Annotated in this window: 17 protein-coding genes and 1 tRNA gene; 7 read left to right on the forward strand and 11 right to left on the reverse strand. The window is 69.5% G+C overall.

Annotated elements, in window-relative coordinates; all coding sequences use genetic code 11:
* Positions 1-4: 4 nt before the first annotated feature.
* The 6 genes from O7616_RS10725 to O7616_RS10750 form a co-directional block, all read right to left on the reverse strand.
* Positions 5-1,264: an acyltransferase gene (locus O7616_RS10725; RefSeq protein ID WP_348773861.1), complete on the reverse strand. Its 1,260-nt coding sequence runs from the start codon at positions 1,262-1,264 to the stop codon at positions 5-7.
* Positions 1,265-1,271: 7 nt separating this feature from the next.
* Positions 1,272-2,804, reverse strand: a complete 1,533-nt coding sequence (locus O7616_RS10730) for a lipid II flippase MurJ (RefSeq protein WP_282306650.1) — start codon at positions 2,802-2,804, stop codon at positions 1,272-1,274.
* Position 2,805: 1 nt separating this feature from the next.
* On the reverse strand, positions 2,806-3,993 hold the full coding sequence (locus O7616_RS10735; RefSeq protein WP_282306651.1) for a glycosyltransferase family 4 protein: 1,188 nt from the start codon (positions 3,991-3,993) through the stop codon (positions 2,806-2,808).
* Positions 3,990-5,027 (reverse strand): glycosyltransferase, encoded by a 1,038-nt coding sequence (locus O7616_RS10740; RefSeq protein WP_282306652.1) that lies wholly within the window; start codon positions 5,025-5,027, stop codon positions 3,990-3,992. Before O7616_RS10740 ends, O7616_RS10735 begins: the two co-directional genes overlap by 4 nt.
* Positions 4,966-6,402: an O-antigen ligase family protein gene (locus O7616_RS10745; RefSeq protein ID WP_282306653.1), complete on the reverse strand. Its 1,437-nt coding sequence runs from the start codon at positions 6,400-6,402 to the stop codon at positions 4,966-4,968. The genes O7616_RS10740 and O7616_RS10745 overlap by 62 nt, the downstream gene beginning before the upstream one ends.
* 64 nt (positions 6,403-6,466) lie before the next feature.
* Positions 6,467-7,732, reverse strand: a complete 1,266-nt coding sequence (locus O7616_RS10750; RefSeq protein ID WP_282306654.1) for a glycosyltransferase — start codon at positions 7,730-7,732, stop codon at positions 6,467-6,469.
* 426 nt (positions 7,733-8,158) lie between these two features.
* Between O7616_RS10750 and O7616_RS10755 the strand changes: the two genes are divergently transcribed.
* Both O7616_RS10755 and O7616_RS10760 read left to right on the forward strand, forming a co-directional pair.
* Complete coding sequence (locus O7616_RS10755) at positions 8,159-9,427, forward strand: DUF1800 family protein (RefSeq protein WP_282306655.1); 1,269 nt, start codon at positions 8,159-8,161, stop codon at positions 9,425-9,427.
* A 19-nt stretch (positions 9,428-9,446) separates the two neighbouring features.
* The gene (locus O7616_RS10760) at positions 9,447-10,715 is read left to right on the forward strand and encodes a DUF1501 domain-containing protein (protein ID WP_282307586.1); all 1,269 of its coding nucleotides are present in this window, start codon (positions 9,447-9,449) and stop codon (positions 10,713-10,715) included.
* Positions 10,716-10,718: 3 nt separating this feature from the next.
* Here O7616_RS10760 and O7616_RS10765 read toward each other — a convergent pair whose 3' ends face one another.
* Both O7616_RS10765 and O7616_RS10770 read right to left on the reverse strand, forming a co-directional pair.
* Positions 10,719-12,020, reverse strand: a complete 1,302-nt coding sequence (locus O7616_RS10765) for a sugar transferase (protein ID WP_282306656.1) — start codon at positions 12,018-12,020, stop codon at positions 10,719-10,721.
* Between the two features lie 311 nt (positions 12,021-12,331).
* Positions 12,332-13,246 (reverse strand): LCP family protein, encoded by a 915-nt coding sequence (locus O7616_RS10770; RefSeq protein ID WP_282264657.1) that lies wholly within the window; start codon positions 13,244-13,246, stop codon positions 12,332-12,334.
* A 276-nt stretch (positions 13,247-13,522) separates the two neighbouring features.
* Between O7616_RS10770 and O7616_RS10775 the strand changes: the two genes are divergently transcribed.
* The 3 genes from O7616_RS10775 to O7616_RS10785 all read left to right on the forward strand — a co-directional run bounded on the left by O7616_RS10775 (position 13,523) and on the right by O7616_RS10785 (position 16,279).
* Positions 13,523-14,356 (forward strand): class I SAM-dependent methyltransferase, encoded by an 834-nt coding sequence (locus tag O7616_RS10775; RefSeq protein WP_282306657.1) that lies wholly within the window; start codon positions 13,523-13,525, stop codon positions 14,354-14,356.
* Positions 14,357-14,360: 4 nt separating this feature from the next.
* Positions 14,361-15,179, forward strand: coding sequence for an MOSC N-terminal beta barrel domain-containing protein (locus tag O7616_RS10780; RefSeq protein ID WP_282306658.1), 819 nt, complete (start codon positions 14,361-14,363; stop codon positions 15,177-15,179).
* A 110-nt stretch (positions 15,180-15,289) separates the two neighbouring features.
* The gene (locus O7616_RS10785) at positions 15,290-16,279 is read left to right on the forward strand and encodes an expansin EXLX1 family cellulose-binding protein (protein WP_282306659.1); all 990 of its coding nucleotides are present in this window, start codon (positions 15,290-15,292) and stop codon (positions 16,277-16,279) included.
* A 328-nt stretch (positions 16,280-16,607) separates the two neighbouring features.
* Here the strand turns inward: O7616_RS10785 and O7616_RS10790 are convergent, their stop codons facing one another.
* The 3 genes from O7616_RS10790 to bcp all read right to left on the reverse strand — a co-directional run bounded on the left by O7616_RS10790 (position 16,608) and on the right by bcp (position 18,033).
* Positions 16,608-17,138: a GNAT family N-acetyltransferase gene (locus O7616_RS10790; protein WP_282306660.1), complete on the reverse strand. Its 531-nt coding sequence runs from the start codon at positions 17,136-17,138 to the stop codon at positions 16,608-16,610.
* A gap of 103 nt (positions 17,139-17,241) precedes the next feature.
* Positions 17,242-17,315, reverse strand: a tRNA-Leu gene (locus tag O7616_RS10795).
* A 241-nt stretch (positions 17,316-17,556) separates the two neighbouring features.
* Positions 17,557-18,033: a thioredoxin-dependent thiol peroxidase gene (gene bcp, locus O7616_RS10800; protein ID WP_282262198.1), complete on the reverse strand. Its 477-nt coding sequence runs from the start codon at positions 18,031-18,033 to the stop codon at positions 17,557-17,559.
* A gap of 184 nt (positions 18,034-18,217) precedes the next feature.
* On the opposite strand from bcp, the gene O7616_RS10805 reads away from it, so the two are divergent.
* Complete coding sequence (locus tag O7616_RS10805) at positions 18,218-18,934, forward strand: energy-coupling factor ABC transporter permease (RefSeq protein WP_282306661.1); 717 nt, start codon at positions 18,218-18,220, stop codon at positions 18,932-18,934.
* A complete protein-coding gene (locus O7616_RS10810) occupies positions 18,931-19,338 on the forward strand; it encodes a PDGLE domain-containing protein (RefSeq protein ID WP_282306662.1) in 408 nt (135 codons plus the stop codon). The genes O7616_RS10805 and O7616_RS10810 overlap by 4 nt, the downstream gene beginning before the upstream one ends.
* The last annotated feature ends 12 nt before the right edge of the window (positions 19,339-19,350 follow it).

Raw genomic sequence — 19,350 nt, forward strand, 5'->3', positions numbered from 1 at the left:
CTCCTCATGCCACGGGACTTGCGGCGCCCGACGAGACCGAGCCGCCATTTTGATCACTGTTCGCCGTCCGGCGATCGGTGGAGGTGCCGCTCGCCGATTTCGTACTGATCTCCGCGAAACCCTTGCGCAACTGTCGGCGGAGCGCCTTGGCGAGTGGCCGCTCCACGAACCGGTTCGTCAGGTACGCGAGCAGGAGCACCCCGGCCACGAAAGAGGCAACCAACAGCCATGGCGTCACCGAGTCGTGGAACCGGATAACCACGATCCGGCTGAACTGCATGTGCAGCAGGTACACCGGATAGGTCAGCGCCCCGATGACAGTCAGGCCGCGCCACTTGAACCAGGAGAACCAGCCCAGCGCCACCGCCACCATCAGGGCGAAGAACAGGAACATCACGGGAAGCGCGACCTCGAACGACACGACGGGCTGGTCGGCGTTCTGTCCATCCACCCGGCGTCCGAGGGTGATCAGACCGATCACCATCGACGTGCCGAGAATTCCCCAGGCCACCAGGTTCGGACCGAACCGATAGATCAGGTATAGCGCGATACCGGCGACGAAATACGGGGCGAAGCCTGCCTCGACAAACTGGATCAGGGGCTTGACCTGCGAGTATTCGGCGTACAGGGCGGCGGTCATCCACAACACGCAGAAGAGCACGACCCGCTTGTAGGTCAGCCCGAACCACACGACGACAGCGAAGAGGAGGTAGAACTTCAGCTCGACGAAGAGAGTCCAGTAGACCGAGTCGATGTTCGGTATGCCGAGGAAGGTCTGCAGCATCGTCGCGTTGATGAGGACGTGTGACGGCTGCGGGGGACCGTTCTCGAGCGGCCACAGTGTGAGGGCCGCCGAGGTGGCCAGTACCGCGAAGACATATGCGGGCATGAGGCGGGTGACCCTCGAGATCGCGAAGTCGGCAACGGACCGACCCCAGCAGCTCATGCAGATCACGAACCCGCTGATGACGAAGAAGAACTCCACACCCATCCAGCCGTACCGGAACACGGTGACGACCGGCTCACCGAAGATCTCGACCACGTTCCTACCCCAGGCACCGCGGTTGTCGTTGTCGACGAACACGTGGAAGCCGAGTACCGCGATGGCGGCGCAGAAGCGCAGCAGGTCGAGGATGTAGAGGCGGTCGCCGCGTGCGCGCTGCGAGGACGCGGAGGCCGTCACATCGGGGGTAGCCACCGGCGGTGGGGCCGGACGGTCCGGCGCTCCCTCCACCCCGGTCATCAAACCGGCTTGCACAAGCATGGTTTCCTCATTTGATCGCTACCAGGTCGTCCTGCGGAGTCTCGTCGACTCCGCGACCGAGCTTCTTCAGGACGAACGACAGGAACGTACGGCGAAGCTGGGGAACGGCCGCCACGTAGCCGATCCAGACCAGCAGGATCGCCACGCACGACGCGACGAGGTGCAGCAGCCCGGAGCCGGCCAACAGATACCCGGCGACGGCCGCGGCGGCCGCGCCGGGCAGCGCGATCGCGATCAGCCGCATGCTGAAGCCCAGTACCGAGAGCAACCGGGCCGAGATGAGGAACATCAGGATGCCGCTGAGGGACGAAGCGGCGCCGATCGTGAAAGCGCCCCAGTGCTTGTACAGCAGCAGGTTGAAGGCGATCGGAACGCCGAAGGAGACCGCCATCACGATCGCTACCTTGAAGTTCGCTCCCCGGGCGTTCAACACCTTCACGAAGGTGTAGCCGAGCACGTGCGCCCAGATCCCGAGCGCGAAGCCCAGCAACAGCACCGATGAGACGTCCACCGCTCGGCTGTCGAACTCGCCCCGGGCGTACAGCAGGGTGACGATCCCCCTGCTGTTGAGAGAGAGGACCAGGGCGAGGGGGATGGCCACCAGGATCACCGGCGGGATCAGGCGGCGGAGCCCGTCACCCACCTCGTGCGTCTTCATGCGGGCGAACGAGGCCAGGCCGGCCAGGCCCAGCGGCGCGGCGAGCAGGGCCATCACCGAGTCGACCACGAACCGTGCGTACTCGGTGGCCGCGACCACCTCCACACCGAGCAGCGACCCGACGGCCCGCTCGACGCCGATCGACCCCTGGAGGATCACCGGGATCAGCAGCAGCGGCCGCAGCCGTCGCCAGAACATCCGCAGAGCCAGCTTGGTGGCGGTCCGGTCCGGGCGGTGGGGACCCGACCCGTCGGCGTCGCGCAGATAGCCCTGACGTCGAAGCCAGTAGCTGCCCACACACCACAGCACGATGTACGGAAGGGTGAACCCCCAGGCCAGCACCGACACGTGGCCGGTCATCCAGGCGATGACCGTGGCGAGGATCAGCCCGATGCTCTGGCACGAGGGGCGCAGGTTGATCAGTCTGACGTCGTCGTTGGCGAGGCCGACCAGGGTGTACAGGTTGTAGAGAACGTAGAACGGCACGCCCAGCGCGGCGATGCCGAGCATCGTCGCGGCGATGTTCGCCGTTTGAGGGTCGAGGCCCGGCCCGAGCAGCCCCACCCACAGGTCCCGACCGAAGATGAGCGCCACCGCCAGGACCACGGAGAACACACCCAGCAGCAGGTGCACGGCGCGATAGAGCACCTGCGCCATCGAGGGCCGCTCCTGGCGGTACTGCACGTAGAGCGGCAGGAACCCGGCGGAGAGCGCGTCGGCGGTGAAGAAGTTGATCGGGATCAACGTCGCCGTCAACGCGATGCGGTTGGCAGCGACCACCCGCCCCGCTCCGAAGAGCGCGGCCAACAGGACCTCGCGGAGCAGGCCGAGGATCTTCCCGGCGATGCCACCGAGAACCAGACGGAAGAAGACCTTGCCCATGTCAGGCCTGACGCTGTGTGATCAGCTGCGCGAAGTCGGCGAGGTAGTCCCGTGCGCAGTGGTCGAGAAGGAAGGTGGGCGGGAGCAGGTTGACGCGCGGCCCCCGCTCCGCCGTCACCTTCTGCACCACGTCGGCGAGCGCGTCGGAGTCAGCCGTGTCGACTTCGTGCAACACCCGGCTCAGCGCCTCGGATCGGATCGAACCGGCGGTGACGACGCACGGCAGGCCGGACGCCAACGCCTCCAGAACCGCCATCGGAAGCCCTTCCAGACGTGCCGTGGTGAGCAGTGACACGTCCGCCGCGGAGTAGTAGTCGCGCACCACGTCCGCGTCGACGCGTCCGGTGAACCGGACCATCTCCTCCAACTGGAGCTTGCGGACCAGACCCTGCAACCGCCCCTCGTCCGGGCCGTCGCCGACGACCACGAACCGGAACCGGCTGCCGAGGCCGCGGTCGCGCAGGATCGCCGCCGCCTGCAGCGCCCGATCCACCCTCTTCTGCACATGCAGGCGGCCGACGCAGCCGACCAGCACGGTCTCCTCGTCGACTCCCAGCTCGCGCCGGATCCGGTCCCGGGCGACGCCGTCGAACGCGTGATCCTCGGCTCGGACGCCGTTGGGGATCAGACGCACCTTGTCGGGCGAGGCGGACCAGTTCTGCGGTGCTGCCGTCAGCGACTCGACCACGTTCTCGCCGACCGCGACGAGGCGGTCGAAGTCGCGGTAGCGGGCCAGGTCGCGCACCAGGCCGAGGGCGTTCTTGGGCGTGCCGGCCAGGGAGCGCGCGGTCGGCGCCCGCAGCTTCGAGCCCAACTCCATGGCGGACGTACCGTGCACCTGGAGCACGAACGGCGTACGAGGGTGCTGGGCCCGCTCGCGGACCACCGCGTAGGAGCCGGCGCTCACCGAGAAGACCACGCTCGGGGCCGCGCCCGTCGCCACCCAGTGCGCCCGGGACTCCTCCCACCAGGCATGGGAGTAGCGGCCGGGCCGGGTGCCGGCCAACGGCGTCACCTGCACGCCGTCCTCGGTGAAGGTGCCGGAACGGCCGGGGATCGCGGTGGTGACGATCTGCACCCGCGGTACGTGCAATGCCCATTCGGCGGCCAGCCGCCAGGCGAGGGTCTCCATTCCACCGGTGTGGTGGTGCGGCGTCGACCGGGAATGGATGAGAATCGACTCGATCACAGCAGGTCCCTATACAACGATTCGAGTTTGCCGGTCTGTCGGCTCAGGTTGAACCGGTCTTCGACGTTCTGCCGTCCCACCTTGCCGAACCTGTCACAGAGGTCCTGGTCGCGTAGTAGCTCGATCAGCCGGGCCGCGAGCGCGGTGGCGTCTCGTTCGGGCACCAGGAAGCCGTTCGCCCCGTCCGTGACCGCCTCGGGGATGCCGCCGTGGTGGGTTCCGACCACGGGTTTGCCGGAGGCGGCCGCCTCCAACAGGACCATCCCCAGACCTTCCTGGTCACCGTCCTGGGCCGTCACGCTCGGCAGGCACAGCAGGGTCGACCGGCTCAGCCAGCGGAGGGTGTCACTGTGTTTCTGCGCGCCCAGGAAACGCACGCCGGCCTCGACCCCGACCTCCCGGGCGAGCGCACCGAGGGAGTCGCGTAGCGGCCCCTCGCCGATCAGTACCAGCTCGGCGGCGGGAACAGCCTTGCGCACCTCGGCGAACGCCCGCAGCAGGTACTGCGTCCCCTTCTTCTCCACCAACCGCGCGACGTGCAGGATCCGGGGCGTCTCCACGGGACCGGACGGTTCGATGGCGTCCACGTCCACCCCGATGGGCAGAACGTGACACTTCTCGGCGGGGTAACCCCACTCCACCGCGCGCCGACGGATGTGCTCGGACACGCAGATGAACACGGCGCCCTCGGCGAAGAGGGACTGACGCCAGGTCACGTAGTTCATCCACGAGGGCTTCTTCGACGTCATCATCTTCGTCCGACTGACCGTCACGTCGAAGCCGTGCAGGGTGGTGACCAGTGGCACTCCCAGCGCCTTCGCGGTGGGGACGGCGTACACCCCCTCCACGCCGAAGTGGGCGTGCAGCAGTGCGGTGCCCCGCTTCCCGAGGGCACCGACGAGTGCCTCCGAGCGGCGGGTGAACGTGTACGACAGGACAGCGGGTTTGCCGAACTCGGCGACGCTTACCGAATCAGTTCCCGGTCGGGCCGGGACCGGGTCGCGGCCCACGAACAAGGGATGGAAGCTGCGCATCGCCAAGGCCTGGTTCGGAATGAACGTCTCGGACGGCAGGAATTGTTGATGTCTCAGGATCCCGACGGTGGGGAGTTGCATGGTGGTTCGACTCCTCGCGGTCGCCCACGACGAGGTAGGCCACCAGCAGCGAAAGAATGGGAATGAGATGGATGTCGCCGAAGATCTCGGTGTTGTCGCCCAGGCCGTGGATCAGCGTCCACGCGACCGCGGCGGTGGCCCAGAGCGCGAAGGTCCGATGCCGGTGACCACCGGTGTGCACGGCCCGGACGGCGAGCCGCAGGGTGAGCGCGAAGAACACCGCGATCAGCACCAGGCCGGCCAGACCTGTCGCGGCCCATCCCGCCAGGAGGACGTTGTGGGGCGGGAAGCTGCGGTAGATGCCGTGCTCACGCGCGTACGCCGCGAAGCCGGCGTCCCAGCCCCCGTAACCGAGGCCGAGGAGGGGATCCCGCAGGAACGCCTCGGCCCCGAAGCCCCAGATGGCTGTCCGGTCACCGAAGGACTTCGCCAACGCCTGGAGGAAGCCGAGTTCGGCGGCGAGCACCACCGCGCCGACGACGCCGAGCACACCGGCGCCCACGAGCCCGAGCGCCAGTTTGCGCCCCACCGGGCGTCGGTGGCTGCCGTGCCGGGACGGGAGCGGCTCTCCCGACCCCGCCCGGCGTGCCCGGGTGAGCCGCCGAACGGCGAGTACTGACGCGGGCAGGGCGACCGCGAGGAGCGTGGCCGATTTGGAACCGGTGACCGGCACCGCCGCCAGCGCGACGAAGCCCACCATGCGCGTCCAGCGGCTTCCGGTGATCGTCGCGATGGCGAACGCGGCGACCGCGTTCACCCCGAGGAAGAGCCCGGCGACGTTCGCGTTGACGAACACCCCACCGGATTTGGCCTCGTCGAAGACGTTGTTCGGACTTCCGGTGAAGAGGGCGGCGACGGTGTTCTGCCCGCTGACGAGCCCGGCGATCGACCGCAGGAAGGCGTCCTCCACCCCGGGCAGGACGCGGAAGACGAGTACGAGCAGCGCCTCGACCACGATCCAGGGCCAGTACCAGGGTTCGATCCGGCGCAGCAGGCCGTCGTCCTGACGGACCGCCTGGACCATCAGCGTCAGCGTGACGACGAACTGGCCGAGCAGGGCGATCAGTGGCAGACCGGCTCGCGGGTCCGGGGACCAGGCCAGTGCGAGCAGCCGCACCACCAGCAGGGCGATCAGGACGCGGAACAGGCCGAGGCGGAACAGTTCGACACCTGAGCCGCGCCGGGCCGCCAACAGCACGCCCGGCACCAGCAGGATGGTGACCACCGTCGACGCCGCCACGTCGGTGCTGCCCTCGGGCAGCAGATAGAACTGTGGCACCGCGAGGAAGAGCACGAGGCACGCTGCGGCCCACGGCGCCGATCCGATCGTGATCGCCCAAGCGATGGCTGAGCGGGCCCTAGCCACGAGGCCTTCCGGCACCACCCGCCGGCCGCGTCACCACCTCGTCGGTGCGCCGTGGCATCCGGGCCGCGATGTCGCGCAGGAGACCACCCCGGGAACTCCAGCCGAAGTCGCCGGCGTACCGCACACGGGCCGCGAGTACGTCGTCCGACGCGGGGTCGATCGCGGCCAGTACGTGGTCGACGAAGTCGTCGGTCGAGGTCGCGGCCGTGATGTGGTCGGTCGCCCGAGCGGCCTGCACGACGTCGGGGATGGGGGTGCTGACCACCTTCAGGCCCGAGGAGAGGTATTCGTAGCACTTGAGTGGGCTGACACCCGCGGTGTAGTCGTTCAGCGCGTACGGGATCAATCCCACGGTGCACGTGCCCGCCGCGGCGGCGAGTTCGTTGAGCGGAAGCATCCCGAGGTATCGAGCCCCGAGCCGTTCGAGTTCGGCCAATTCCCGGTCGTATCCGCCCCCGCCCGCCGCGATCGGGCCCGCGAGGAGCAGTTCGCCACGGCCCTTCAGTGCGGTGGCCAGCGTGCGCAGCAGCTCGAAGTCCAGCTTGTGCGGCGTGAGGTTGCCGGCGAACAGCGCGGCGGGCCGCCGCTGGGCCGCCGGTTGGCTGTCGGCGGCGAAGACGTCGACCTCGGCGACGTTCGGCAGGGTCAGGACATCGGTGAACCCGACGTCGTTGAGGTGGGCCGTGACGGCGCCGCTGGTGCCGATGGTCAGGTCGGCACGGTTCGCGAGGATCCGCTCACCAGCGGACACGGCCGAGCCGTCGATGCCGGGGAACGCCTGGAAGATGTCCACGCAGTGGTAGAGGGTGTAGTCCGCGTACTGTTCGAGACCGTACGTGACGGGCGTGAAGGTCCAGAGGACCCGCGGGCTGGGGCTGCGTCGCCACTCGGCCACCGCCCGCTCCAACAGAAGCCGGTTCGGCAACCGCGTGGGCGCCTGGTGAATCGGCACGATGAGCGGCGAGATGACAGTGACCCGATCCGGAATCGGACGGTAGGTGGCAGTCTTCTCATGGCCGACGACCGAGTGGCGCAGCCGCTTCGCGATACGGGTGACGTCCTTCGCGTCGAGCCGCACCCGCCGCAGACCCAGGGACTCCACGAAGTAGGTGTCGAAGTCACGGGCCAGTTCCCGTACGACGTAGTGCTGGTTCGTGGCGATCGGAGAGTTCCACTCGGCGGTGCCCAGGACCAGGATCGTCGGCGCTGTCGACCCGGTTCCGGGAAGGGGGTCCGGGGGCGAAGGTGGTGTCGTCACGTATCTCTTCCGGATTCGTCCGGCCGCGTGTTCCCGCTGCGGCCGCAGGTGTGCAGACCGCGGGGCAGCGTTGGTGCGTGCATGACGGGACGCACCCCCGTTGCCTTACGATCCCCGTTTGGTGTGGCGCGCTTCGCCAGCCCGACCAGGCTGTATCGGGCGCACCCGCAGACGCGCAGCAGTGCAGGCTGCCCGTCAAGCCCGGGTTAATAGACCTCAACGCCGCCCCTCCTGTCAATGGCGGCCCGGCGCCGGACCGGGCGGGCGCCGCCGCGGGCCACGAAAGGCCGCACGGAATGTGCAGATTTGAGGGCGTGTGGGAGGGCGAGTAACGCAGAGGAAATGGCTTTTCGGTCAGACTGTGCCGACGAGGGACCGACTACCGCCCGTGTGCGGGGAACGCCACTGCTCCCTTACTGTGGACGTATGACCGACGACATCGTGCTCCTGCTTCGGCGGGCCGGCTTCGGTCCCACCGTGGCGGAGATTGGTGCCGCTCGTCGGCTCGGCTACGCATCGACACTGTCCGGTGTGTTGGCGCCGACCGGCCCGGATGTCGGCGCGACCAGCGCGCCCACACCCGACCTGGGGCCCGATCCGGTCACGCTCCTGCCCACTGCCACCGAGGCCCAGCGAGCCGAGGTCGCCCGTCGTCGCACGGAGCAGACCATCTCGCTGGCACGGTGGTGGCTCGACAGGATGACCGTGGCCGACCACCAGGCGGTCGAGAAGCTTCTGTTCTTCTGGCACGGCCACTGGGCCACGTCGGTCGCCAAGGTTCGCAGCCCTCAGCTCATGTTCGGGCAGCTGCGCGCGTTCCGAGAGGCGCGCGACTTCGCCGACCTGGCGCACCGGATGGTGCTCGACCGCGCGCTGGTCTACTGGCTGGACGGGCAGCACAACAAGAAGTCGGCACCGAACGAGAACCTGGCCCGGGAGTTGTTCGAGCTGTTCATGCTCGGCGTCGGGCAATACACGGAACGGGACATCAAGGAGGCCGGTCGGGCTCTGGCGGGCTGGCGGGTCATCCTCGACCGCGAGATGCCCGTTTCCGAGCCCCAGCACCGCGATACCGGCCGAAAGACGATCCTCGGCGTAACCGAGAACTTCGACGCCCGAAGCCTCGTCGACCTCCTGCTCCGACAGCCGGCCTGCAGCCGGTTCATCGCATCCCGACTGTGGTTCCGGTACGCCTCCAGCAACCGACCGATCCCTGAGCGCACCCGGGAGGCGATGGCTGCGGCGTTCCCGGCCCCGATGGCGATGCTCAAGGTGCTCTTCGCCGACGAGGCATTCCAGCAGACCCGCGGGACGCTGGTCCAGCAGCCGGTCGAGTGGCTCGTCGGTGCCATGCGTCATCTGGGGCTCCGGCCGGCGGCGATGTCCGACAAGGTGTTCACGCAGCTCTACTGGGCGATGGAGGCGTTGGGTCAACGTCCACTCGCCCCACCCAGTGTCGGCGGGTGGCCGGCGGGCACCGCCTGGTTGACGTCGGCCGCCGCGCAGACCCGGCTGACGATCGCCGGCATGCTCGTCGACATGGTGCGACCCGGTCCATTGACCCCAGAGGCTGTCGCCCATCTGCTCTGCGTCGACCGGTGGACCGACCGGACGTACGCGGTGCTGCGCGATGCCCGCAGCGACCGACTGAAGCTGACCTTCGGGCTGGTCAGCCCCGAGTATCTGGTGACCTGACCAGAGTGGGTGGGTGGACATGGATGCATTGACCCGACGGCGCTTCCTCATCTCCTCCGGGGTGGTCGGCGGCAGCGCGTTGGCGGCCGGGGCAGGTGTGCTGGGCTTCCAGGAACTGCTTCAGACCGCCGAGAAGGCCACCGCCGGCGACGTCGAGGACGGCCTGCCGACACTCGTCCTGGTCACCCTCTACGGCGGTAACGACGGGCTCAACACCGTCGTGCCGTACGCGGACCCGGCCTACCACCAGGCCCGACCGGAGCTGGCGTACGCGCCGGAGCGGGTGCTGCGACTCGACCAGACGCTGGGCCTCAATCCGATGCTGCGCGGAATGAAGCGGCTGTGGGATGCCAAGCGGTTGGCGATCGTTCTCGGGGCCGGTTACCCCAACCCGGACCGGAGCCACTTCAAGTCGATGGACATCTGGCAGACCGCATCCCCCGGCACTCCCGCTCCCACGGGTTGGGTCGGGCGGTGGCTGGACGGGACGAAGGCCGCCACCGAGGCGGCCGTGAGCTTCGAGCCGGTCCTGCCGCCGCTGCTCGTGGGCAAGTCCCGCATCGGCGTCTGCGTGAGCTATCGAGGGCTCGTGCTGCCGCCGGGGGTCACCCCCGACGCGGTCTCGGCCCTCGGTCAGGTCCAGCCCGGCGAGTCGGAGATGCAGGCGCGAGCCGCCACCTCCTACGCGGACCTCATCACCATGAACCGGGTGGTGGCGAAATCCGCGGGCAGCGGCTCCGACGAGCAGGGCCACAGCGGCGGCGAGGCCGTCCCGGCTACCGGAACGGGTGGCGACAACGCGTTGACGGCCCAGTTGGCGCTCGTCGCCCGGTGCGTCGAGTCCCGGGTCCCCACCCGGGTCTACTCGGTGAGCCTCGGTGGCTTCGACACCCACGCCGGTGAGCGTGTGTGGCAGGAGACGCTGTTGCGGCACCTGGATGACGCGCTGAGCGGATTCGTGGACCGGATGGCGCGTACCGAGGCCGGCCGCCGGGTCACCGTCGTGGTCTACAGCGAGTTCGGCCGGCGGGTCCGGGCGAACGCCTCCGACGGCACCGACCACGGCACGGCCGGCCCGGTATTCGTGCTGGGGCACACCGTGGCCGGTGGGTTCTACGGCGAGCAGCCGAGCCTGACGGACCTGGACGACGGTGACCTGAAGGCGACGACGGACTTTCGGGACGTCTTCGGCACCGTCCTCGCCCACGTGTTGGCCGGGGACCCGGACCGCTACCTCGGCGGTTACCGGGCCCGCCTGCTGCCTCTGCTCAGCTCACCGGGACGCTGACGGTCATCGGCCGCCGCCGCGGAAGACCTCGGCGACCGTGCGCAGCACGACCTTGACGTCCAGCCAGAGCGACCAGTTCTCGATGTAGTAGTTGTCGAACCGCGCACGGTCGGAGATCGGCGTGTCGCCACGCAGACCGCTGACCTGCGCGAGCCCGGTGAGGCCCACCGGCACCCGGTGCCGCATCGCGTAGTTCGGGTACTCCGCCGAGAACTTCTCGACGAAGTACGGCCGCTCCGGCCGTGGCCCGACCACGCTCATGTCGCCGCGCAGGATGTTCCACAGCTGGGGAAGCTCGTCCAGCGAGGTGCGACGCATGAACCGACCGATCGGGCCGACCCGCCGATCGTTCGCGATCGACCAGTTCGTCTGCGACTCGGTCTCGTCGACCGGGCGCATCGACCGGAACTTGACCACGTTGAACGGCTTGCCGAACCGGCCGATCCGCTCCTGGTAGAAGAAGATGCCCCGCCCACCGTCGATGAAGGTGGCGAGCGCGCACAGCAGCAGGACCGGGCTGAGCAGGAGCAGGGCGAGGCCGGAGAACACCACGTCGGAAGCCCGCTTGATCGCCCAGCGCGGACCGGAGAGCGAGATGTCACCGACCTTCACGATCGGGATCGCCCCGATGTGGTCGGGGTAGCCGCCCTGCGAGCGGGACCCCCACAGACGCGGCACCTCCCACAGGTCGCAGCGGGAGCTGCCGGGTCGCAGCAGGGTGTCCATCAGGTCCGACTCCGGGCAGTCGGGGTCGGCGATGACCAGGACCTCGACCTTCAGCACCCGGACGAGCTTCTCCAGGTCGTTGAGGCTGCCGAGAAGGGGTAGCACCGCGGAGTCCTGCTGCGCGGTCACGTCCACGCAGCCGACGAAGCGCAACCCGTACCGCGGATAGCGGCGCAGCAACCGGGCCAGTTCCAGGGCGATCGGGCCGCTGCCGATGATGATGGCGTTGTGCTCCACCCAGCGACGCTTGCGCACCAGGATGGTGAGCGCCCGGCTGAGTGCCCGACCGACGATCACCAGACCGGCGGAGATGGCGACACCACGCATGAAACCGCCGACGTACTCGACCGACGCATGGCGTTCCGCGGCGATGATGGCCACCACCGCGGCCGACGCCAGCAGCCGTCCGACGATGCTGGGCAGCTCGTCCAGGATGCTCACGTGCCGGCGGGCCTGGTAGAGCCCGCCGGCCGCGAAGATGGCCATGGTGAGCCCGGCGTTGACGAGCGTGCCACGCCAGTAGTTCTGCGAGATCGCCAGCGGGGCGAGCAGCGCCACCACGTCGATCGGAATCGTCATCATCCAGGCCCGCAGCAGGCGCGTCCGGGACGACGTCCGGGACCCGGCGTACGGCAGGACCGCAGTGGTCTCCAGGCCCGGCTGTGGCGTCGGCGCGGTTCTCGGTGCCGGCGAGACCGGGCGCTGCGCTGGGCCCGGCTGCTCGCCGGTCCATTGTGCCGGTACGTCTGATCGGCTTGTTGTCGAATGACCCGACATGGTCAACCTTTCCCCGTTAGTCCTTCGGAATCCACACCTCGACCCGAAGGGCGAAGGAAGGTTACGGCCAGGTCAGGTCGGCCGGTATTAGACGAAGGGCCGATATCCGCTGGCTACTTCGCCGCCGCGGCTGCGATTTCCTCCACCGAATCGCGGCGAACCGCGTCGAAGACCCGCTCCGCCTTCGGCTTGTCCACCAGGACGACGCTCTCCGTGCCCATCCGGCCGGTGCCCGTCGTGGGGCAGGTCAAGAAGCTGAGCTGCCCGCTGCGCAGGTGCCGCATCTGCATCGCCAGGTCGACCAGGGACATCGACTCATCGACCGCGACGGCGTCGGCGGTGGCCCGGACGAACGAGTTCAACTTGGTGGGGCTGCCCAGCGTGCCACCGGAGGCGGCCTTGTCCAGGATCGCCTTGATGACCTGCTGCTGGTGCTTGATCCGGGTGAAGTCGCCCTCGGCGAACGCGTACCGTTCGCGGGCGTAGTCCAGTGCGGCGCCGCCGTCCATGGTCTGCCGGCCCGCGACGAACTCGCGCCGACCATCCGGGTTCAACGAGTGCTTCGACGTGAAGCCCTTGTCCACCGTGATGTCGATGCCGCCCAGGGCGTCCACGATCTCCTTGAAGCCGGCGAAGTCGACCATCGCCACGTTGTCGATGCGGACGCCGGTGAACTTCTCGATGGTCTGCACCATGAGCGGAACGCCACCCCAGGCGAACGCTGCGTTGATCTTCGCGTCCCGGCCACCCCGGCCCTGCGGCGACTCCGGAACGCTGACCCAGCTGTCCCGGGGGATCGAGATGAGCTGTGCGCTCTGCCGGTCCTTCGGAAGGTGGGCCAGGATGATCGTGTCGGTCCGGGAGCCGGAGCTGTTCTCCGGGTCGCGCGAGTCGCTGCCGAGAATCATGATGTTCAGGGCGCCCTTCGCGACGACCTGGGGCCGGGACTCCTCCGGCACGTCGGCGAAGGCGTCGACCCGTTCGATGCCCGAATTGATCGAACGGAAGTAGAGGCCTCCGGCGACCATGCCACCACCAGCGAGTAACGCGACGACCACAAAGGTGATCAGCGCGATCTTCCGCCACCGGCGACGCCGCGGACGCGTCGGCTCAGTCGGCTCCGGTGGTTGCTGCGCTGCAATGAACTGGGTTTCGGGCTCCGCGTACTCCTGGCGATACTGCATGCCGCGATGCTACTGATTGCGGGTTACGCTCACGTGCCCCCGTCTGGGCCGTCCGGTTTCACATCCTGACCAAAAAAACTTTCCGCCCAGACGTTCGCCTGAACCTGGTATGAAGCAGCAGTGGACGCTACGCAGCTGCGCCGAGCCATCGCCCGTACCCCACTCGCACCCGTCGCCGCGTTTCCCAAGCGGCTTGCCCGGGTCGCCCGCCACGACGCCAAGGTGCTGCGCATCTCGGCCCGGTGGCTGGTCACCTCCCGGGAGCACCACAACTACACGTACGAGTTGACCAAACTCAGCCGGAACCACCTGGCCTGGTTCGTTAGCGTGGTCTGCGACCGACCGGTCAAGGAGGTCCGGGGCTGGCTCGACGAGATCGAGTCCGACCAGGCGCTGCGCGACCACATCGAACGGGCCACGGCCGGGGCGGCCCGCCGTGGCCTCGCCGACAAGAAGGTCCACTACGCCCGCCGCGTCGGCTGGTACGCGATCGTCCGGGCCACCCGCCCCGCACACGTCGTGGAGACCGGTGTCGACAAAGGGCTGGGCACCTGCGTCCTGGCCTCCGCCCTGCTGCGCAACGCCCAGGAGGGGCACCCCGGTCGGGTCACCTCGCTGGACATCAACCCCGAAGCCGGTTACCTCGCCGCCAGCGAACCCTGGTCGGAGGTCGTCGACCTGGTGATCGGCGACTCGATCGCCTCGATCGGCGCACTGGACCGCCCGGTCGACCTGTTCCTGCACGACAGTGACCACAGCCGCGCCCACGAGAAGCGCGAGTTCGACGCCGTGGAGTCGAAGCTCGCCCCCGGCGCAATCCTGCTCACCGACAACGTCACCAGCACCAACGTGCTCGCCGAGCACGCCGAGCGCACCGGCCGCCGGTTCCTCGCCTACCGGGAGAGCCCCGCCAACCACTGGTACCCGGGCGACGGCATCGGCGTGGCATGGTGAGCGGGTGCGGCTGACCTCGATCCACACGTACCCCGTCAAGGGTTGTCACCGGCTCGACCACGACGGCGCGTTCGTGCATCAATGGGGCCTGGCCGGCGACCGGCGGTGGATGGTCGTGGACGCCGACGGCGTCGGCGTCACCCAGCGGGACACCACCCGGTTGGTCGGCCTGCGCGCCACCGTGCGTCCCGGCGGTCTGACGTTGCGTGCCGACGGGCGGCCCGACCTCGACGTGCCCGAACCGGTCGACGGTGACCCGGTCCCGGTGCGGACCTTCCGCAGCCGCACCTTCCCGGTCCCGGCTCTGTCGGCCGGCCCGGCGGCCGACGACTGGCTCGGCGTGCTGCTCGGCCGACCGGTCCGGCTGGTCTGGCTGGCCCAGCCGACCCGCCACCTGGCCGCCGGAACCCGCGAACACGACACCGGTGACCAGGTCACCTTCGCCGACGCCTACCCGCTGCTGCTGGCGAACACCGCCTCCCTCGACGCCCTGAACGACTGGTTGGCCGAGGCGGCCCAGGAGCCGGTGCCGATGACCCGGTTCCGGCCCAACCTGGTCGTCGACGGCGCGTCGGCCTGGGCCGAGGACGACTGGGTGGGCCGGACGCTGCGCATCGGTGACCTGCTCCTCCGGGCCGCCGGGCCGTGCGACAGGTGCGTGGTCACCACGACCGACCAGGAGACCGGGGTACGCACCAAGGAGCCACTGCGCACCCTCGGGCGACACCGCAACGTCAAGCAGAAGCTCCTCTTCGGACTCAACCTGGTGCCGATCGACACTGGGCGGGTGACAGTGGGCGACCAGGTCGTCATCACGCCCTGACCGGCCCACCACCCCCGATCGAAACAATCCGATCACCGTCCGTCGATGCTGTCTTAGCTTTGGCTTAGCCGGCTTGTCCCTCCGCGTCCAGGTCCGGCAGCATCGCCGACGTGACGGACGTCAGCGCGGTCGACATCGACATCGACCTGGACCACGCTCCCCAGGAGCAGCAGGCGTCGTCGCCCCGCTCGACGCCGTGGCTGGTCGCCGCCGGCGTCACAGTCGTCGCGGCGGCGCTCGGACTGACCCTGACCATGCGCTCCGGCGCCGCACCGGCCTGCGCCGCCGGGCCGGCCCTCGCCGCCGCCCCGCCCACCGGCAACGCCACCCACAACGGCAAGGCGACCTTCTACGACTCGAAGGGCGCCGGCGGCAACTGCTCGAACCCGGCGGCCCCGGCCAACCGGCTCTACGTCGCGCTCGGCCCGACCGAATACTCCGCCGGCGCCGCCTGCGGCGGGTTCCTCGACGTGACCGGCCCGAAGGGCACCGTCCGCGTGCTGATCATGGATCAGTGCCCGGAGTGCGCGCCCGGCCACCTCGACCTGTCCCGCGAGGCGTTCGCCCGGATCGCCGAACCGGTCCAGGGCCTCGTCCCGGTCACCTACCGCGCGGTGGTCAACCCGCCACTGCCCGGAGCACTCACCTTCCGGATGAAGGAGGGCTCGTCGCAGTGGTGGTTCGCCGTCCGCGTCGGCAACCACGGCAACCCGCTGCGGTCCGTCGAGGTCCGGCAGGGCGACAGCGGCGCGTGGAAGTCGGCCGCCCGTCAGGACTACAACTACTGGTTGCTCGCCTCCGGCGCCGGGCCGGGGCCGTTCAGCATCCGCGTCAGCGACGTCTACGGAAACCGGGCCACCGTCGGCGGCATCCGGATGGCACCAGGTCAGGTCCAGAACAGCACGATCCGGATGTACGGGCGCAGCGCCGTCGCGGCCACCCCGCGGGCGTCCGCGACGCCCCGCCCACCCGGGAACCGGCCCGCCGGCACGCCGACACCGACCCGCCGGCCGGTCGAGGTGGCGCAGGCGAGCGCCCCGGCCAGCGGCACACCGACCGCCCAGCCGGCCGCGGCGAACGCCCGCTGGTGCACAGGCTGACCGCACCTGTCCGACCCGCCCGCACCCACGCGCACGCCTCGCGCCCCTTGCGCCGCGGCCCTTGCGCCGCGCCCGTTGCGCCGCGGCCCTTGTGCCGCACACCGCGCGCCCTCGCGCCGGGCGCTGCGCCGCGCCGCGCCGCGCCCAAGATCCACGCAACTTCCCCGATATTGCTGCCTCCAGGCTGCGGGAAACACCAACATGCCCGATGTTGCGCGGATCTTGGCGATGAGCATCCGGCGCGGACATCCTGCGCGGCCACCCGGCGCGGGCCACCGCGAGCGCGGCCGCGATCGGCTCCGCCTAGCGACCGTTGGTGCTTCGCGCATTACTGGCCTTGCGGTCGGAGGTCCAGCCACATCAGGATCTCGTCCCGGTCGTCGTCGGGTGCCACCCGCAACGCGCCCGGCAGACGGCCGATCTCCCGGTACCCGAGACGGTCGTAGAACTTGTCCAACCCCAGCCCGTCGCGCACCGTGACGTGCAACGCCTCGTGGCCGAACTCCCGGGCCAACCGGGCCGCCTCCATCATCAGCGCCGAGCCGTAGCCGGTGCCCTGGGTGCCCGGGTGGACCATCACCCGCTTCAGGACACACCAGTGCGCCTTGAGCGGGAAGCGGTTGTCACTGAAGACCAGCATCGCCACGAGCCGGTCGCCGAAGTAGCCCATCAGCAGCCGGTCCGGCCCGTCGGCGATCCCGGCGAAGGTCGGATCGGCGAGGACGTGCACGTCGGCCGCGGTGACCGGCGGCACGAAGCCGACCGCGCCGCCGGCGTTGCTGACGTCCGCCCAGAGGTCGACGATCTCGGCGCGCAGCCGCGGGGTCAGCTCGGGGTCGAGGACGAAGCGCAGACTCACGCCCGCCATCCTGACCCGACGACCAGGTCCGTGACCCACGACAGTGACGCGCCCGACAGTTGTCGACTGTCGGCCGCGCCACCGTGTCGGGCCAATACTGAGGTAGGGCCGACGGGATTCGAACCCGCACTGGTGCGGACCTAAACCGCATGCCTCCTGCCGTTGGGCTACGGCCCCTTGAAGCTGAACTCCACCAGCGACCACGGCCACTCCTGCCGAGGCAGTCGCCTGCCTATCGGGTAGCCGGTCGGAGTAACCGCATCAGGATCGTAGACCACATCCGGCTCGACGCGAGCAGGCCGCCGCTGACCAGCGAACGTGGAGGTCTGGCTGTGACAGTTGGGGCAGAGCAGCCGGAGGTTGCATGGTCGGTTGTCGAGGAAGTCATGCGCGGACCGTAATGGCCCCGTGTGACAGGTCAGTCCAGGCCGAGGTCGCGGCGGAGCTTGGCGACGTGCCCGGTGGCCTTGACGTTGTAGAACGCGCGCTCGATCTTGCCGTCGGCGTCGATCACGAACGTCGAGCGGATCACGCCGGTGACGGTCTTGCCGTACATCTGCTTCTCGCCGTACGCGCCGTAGGCGGTCAGCACCGACCGGTCCTGGTCCGACACCAGCGGGAAGGTGATCGCGTCGCGCTCGCGGAACTTCGCCAGCTTCTCCGGCTTGTCCGGGGAGATGCCGACGACCTCGTAGCCGGCGGCCTGGAGCGAGGCGAGGGAGTCACGGAAGTCGCAGGCCTGCTTGGTGCAGCCGGGGGTCATCGCGGCCGGGTAGGCGTACAGGACGACCTTGCGGCCCCGCAGGTCGGCGAGGGAGAGCTGGTCGCCGGTGTCGGTGGCGAGGGTGAACTCGGGTGCGGGGTCGCCGGGGGAGAGGCGGTCGGGCGCGGTCATGGCCCGACCCTACCGCCGAGGTGCGACGTGCTGTCGCCGCCCGGGGGCCTGAGCTGCGCGTCCGCCACCTGCCGTAAAGGTGATCATCACCTCGCGTTGTTGCCAGGCTATGGCAACAGCGAGGCTTGAGAAATAGGCTGACGCACGCCGGCCCGCTCGGGCTCGCTGACGCGTGGGAGGTCGCGTGGAGACACTGGCGATGCACATCTCGAACGGGATCATCGACGGTCCCGTCGCAGCGATCTTCGCTGCGCTCGCACTGGCCGGGCTCACCGCCTGCGTTCTGCGCGGCCGGCGCGACCTGGACGACCGGCTGGCCCCGATGGCCGGCCTGGTGGCGGCGTTCATCTTCGCCGTCCAGATGCTCAACTTCCCGATCTTCACCGCCGGTGTGAGTGGGCACCTGCTCGGTGGCGCGCTCGCCGCCATGCTGGTCGGCCCCTGGGTGGGCGCGCTCTGCGTGTCAGTGGTGCTGGTCGTGCAGGCGCTGGTCTTCGGCGACGGCGGCGTGGCGATGCTCGGTCTCAACATCACCAACATGGCGCTGCTCGGCACCGCTGCGGCGTACCTGCTGATCGCCCTGCTGCTGCGGGTGCTGCCCCGGACGCGCGCCGGTCTGGCGGTGACCGCGTTCGTCGCGGCCATGCTCAGCGTGGTCGTCGCGTCCCAGGGCTTCGTCGTGCAGTACTGGCTGGGCGGCACCACCGACCTGGGCGGCAACCTCGCCGGCCTGGCCGGCACGATGGCCGGCACCCACCTGCTCATCGGCATCGGCGAGGGGCTGATCACCGCGACCACCGTGCTGACCGTCGCGAAGGTGCGCCCCGACCTGGTGTACGCGCTGCGCTCCCTGCGTACGCCCACCGCCCCCGCTGTCCCGGTCGCCGGAGGTGTCCGATGAAGAACCGTTCCTGGGCGTTCCTGGCCGGCGGCCTGCTGGTCGCCCTGCTGCTCGCCGGTGTGGTCAGCAACTACGCCTCGTCCCACCCGGACGGGTTGGACTCCTCACTGCTCAAGGGCTGCACCGTCGACGCCGACGACACGATCGTCGGCGGGAGCTGCCCGGCCCAGCAGGCGAAGGACCACGAGCTGGGGGACAGCCCGCTCGCGGACTACGGCGTGCGCGGCATCGAGAACAGCTTCGTCTCCACCGGTCTGTCCGGGGTCCTCGGCGTGCTGGTCACCTTCGCGATCGGCGCCGGCGGCTTCTGGCTGCTGCGCCGCCGGGGCGGCACCCCGACCGACGGCGCCGAGACGACGACCGCCGACGACGAGGCCCGACGCCGCGCCGACGCGGCCAGCTGAATAAAGGAGTAC

The organism is Micromonospora sp. WMMD964 (genome assembly GCF_029581455.1).
Lineage (GTDB): Bacteria > Actinomycetota > Actinomycetes > Mycobacteriales > Micromonosporaceae > Micromonospora.